Annotated in this window: 1 protein-coding gene and 1 pseudogene; one reads left to right on the top strand and one right to left on the bottom strand. The window is 74.1% G+C overall.

The genetic code is table 11. The annotated features are described in order from the left end of the window. Positions 1–1,943: pseudogene (locus G4D87_RS36150) on the top strand (serine/threonine protein kinase); the annotation flags it as partial. On the opposite strand, the gene G4D87_RS36145 reads toward G4D87_RS36150, so the two are convergent. After that, positions 1,932–2,961 (bottom strand): ADYC domain-containing protein (locus G4D87_RS36145; protein ID WP_240358889.1); only part of this gene is annotated, 1,030 nt, incomplete at its 5' end. The pseudogene G4D87_RS36150 and the gene G4D87_RS36145 sit on opposite strands and share 12 nt — an antisense overlap.

Raw genomic sequence — 2,961 nt, 5'->3', positions numbered from 1 at the left:
ACCTGGCGATGCGCGACTTTGAGCAGGCGCACCGGGAGCTGACGCGGGCGCGCGAGCTGGGCGTCGACTCGCCGGGGCTCCACTACGCCTTGGGGCGGGTGCTGGGGGAGCGGTACCGCCTGGCCGTGGAGGACGCGCGGCGCAGCGGCGGCGCGGCGTGGGTGGCCGCTCGGCGGCGGCAATTGGAGGCGCGCTACCTGACGCCCGCGCTCGAATCCCTGGAGCGCAGCGGCGGCGTGGAGCTGGAGTCGCCGCGCTACCTCGAAGGGCTCATCGCGCTGTACCGCAAGGACTACGAGGGCGCGGAGCGGGCCGTGAGCGAGGCCGTGGCGCAGGCGTCGTGGATGCCGGAGGTGCGCAAGCTCGCCGGGGACGTGGCGCTCGCGCGGGCCATGGCCTTGCTGGAGCAGGGGGACTACGCGGCCGCGCGGGCCGGGCTCATGGAGGCGGAGTCCCGTTATCAGCAGACCGTGGAGCTGGCGCGCAGCGACGCCTGGGCCCACGAGGCGCTCGCGGAGGTGTGGCTGCAACTGTCGGAGCTGGACAAGCGGGAGGGGCGCTCACGCAAGGCCGCGCTGGACCAGGCGGAGGCCGCCGCGGACCGGAGCCTCGTGGCCGACCCGGACCGGGCCTCCGGCCACACGAAGAAGGCCCAGGTGCTGATGAACCAGTACCGCGCGGTGACCTTCCAGGGGGCGTCGGACGCGCGCGGCGCGGAGGCCCTGCTCGATGCCTGGACGGAAGCGGCCTCCCGGGCAGGGACGTTGGAGCCGCGCAACGTGCTCGCGCACGACTCGCTGGGGTACAGCCACTTCATGCGCGGCCTGCGCCAGGCGCGCGCGGGCGAGGCGCCCGAGGCGTCCTGGGCACAGGCCATTCAATGGCTGGAGCGGGCGATTGAGCTGGAGCCGCACTACCCCTGGGCCCTCAACGACCTGGGGCTCGTGCACCGCTGGCGGGGCAACTATCAGCGGGAGCACGGGCAGGACCCGCTTCCGGCCTACGCCGCCGCGGAGCGCGCCTTCCAGCGGGCCGTCCAGGCGGACCCGAACTACCTGTTCGCCCACTCCAACCTCGCGGAGCTGTACGCCGCCCGGGCGGCCCTCCTGCTCTCCCGCGGGCGCGACCCGGAGGCCGACGTGCGCGCGGCGCTGGAGGCCAGCACGCAGGCGCTGACGCTCGACGAGCGCTTCCACTCCGCCCACGACCATGCCGCCGCCGCGGAGCTCACGCGCGCGCGCTACCTCCTGGAGACCGGCGGAGACGCGCGTCCGGCCCTGGCGCGCGCGCTCCAGGCGACGGAGCGCTCCCGGGGCGTCAACGCCCGGTCCGACCGCGCCTGGCTCCATGCGGCCTGCGCGCACCTGCTCGAAGCGCTCCAGGCCTCGCGCGGGGCGGGTGACGCGAGCGCGGCGCTCGCCAGCGGGCAGCGCGCGCTGGCGGAGGCGTACCGGCTGAGCCCCACCTGCGCGGACTGCCGGAGCCTGGGGGCGGAGCTGGCGCTGGCGGCGGCGGAGCAGGCGCGGCGCAAGGGACGCTCCGGTGAGGCCCTGCTGCGCAAGGCCCTCGCGGAGGCCCGGCGGGCCGTGTCGCTCTACCCCTACTACGACAGCCACCTCACCCTGGCCCGGGCGGCCTGGCGGCTGGCGCGGGACACCGGCGCGCCGTCCGCTCTCGTGGAGGAGGGACTGGCGCAGGTGGACCTCGCGCTGAAGCTGGACCCCGGGCTGCCGGAGGCCCACGCCGTGCGAGGCGCGCTGTTGCTGCTGCGTGCCCGGCGCCAGCGGCCGGCGGTAGGGTGGGAAGCGTCCCTCTATGCGGCTGACGCGGCGTGGCGCCGCGCCACGGCCCAGGTGCCCTGGCTGAGCCGCTACGTGGTCCCCCTGGACGGCGCGGAGCAAGCTGCCCTTCGCGCCGCCGGGGCTCCGGACTCAGGGCTTTGAGGGCTGCTCCACGCCTGTCGCGAGCCGCGCCTGGGAACTCCATGTGGGGGACGGCCCGCAGGCTGGCAGCGTGAGGCCATTCTGGATGGGCACCCTGCCGCGACGGTTCGCCAGGTTGAGGCACTCCGCGCCCCGGGGGCTCCACAGGGCCTCCAGGTATCCGAGGTCCTGGAGCTTGTTGTTGCTGTCTCGCCCGAACCCGTGGGCGTCGCGCCGGAGAATCTCCGTGCCGCTGACGGTGTACGTGCTCAAGTCGCCCTGGCCCACGAAGTAGGCGGCGCGCTTGGCCTGGAGGCAGGCGCCGTAGACGAACTCGCGGTCCGCGTCGGGCTGGTGCGTCTCGGGAGTCCACGGCTGGTAGCCCCAGTCCATGCATGCGCCAATCGCGCCTGTCTCACACGCCACGGTGAGGGTGTCGTCGTGGGGCCGCACCGCGGCGTTCAGGCCGTCGACCTGGCGCTGCGGGAGGAGGACGGACGCGACGTTCTGGTCCCCTGGCGACTGGCACTGCCGCAGCCAGACGGTGCTGGGCATGGGCCGGTAGCGCACGACGAGGCGGTTGCCGGACACGGGTTCGAGCGACAGCTCGTAGGCGAGGCCCTCCATGACGCCGTCCAGGCGCACCGGGAGCTTGAACCCGAACACCAGCCGCGACACCGACTCGCCCCGCAGCTTTTTGGCTTCGTCCCCCTTGCGGACGGCGAGGAAGAAGTCGCGGGCGTTGCCGTGAATGGCCTCCAGGGTCGGGTGCGCCCCATCCTCGGGCTTGCCCGAGTTCCGGAGGTGCAGGGGGAGCTGGAGCGTCTGGTCCCTCTGGTACATGGAGCGCACGTGCAGCGCCACGCCCTTGGGGGTATTGACGAAGCCCTCCAGGCACGCCGCCGGCGTCTTCTCATGGAAGAAGCAGTAGCTGTGTCCCTCGGTGACGTAGATGCCCAGGCCGTTCGGGTCGGGGTCGCACTGGCCCGTCGGACAGCTCCCGCCGCCGGACGGGGAATCAGGGCGGGCGCCGACGGGG

This window comes from Myxococcus vastator, from assembly GCF_010894475.1.
GTDB lineage: Bacteria > Myxococcota > Myxococcia > Myxococcales > Myxococcaceae > Myxococcus > Myxococcus vastator.
Note: the sequence above shows the minus strand (reverse complement) of the source record. Positions and strands in the feature narration are given on the sequence as shown.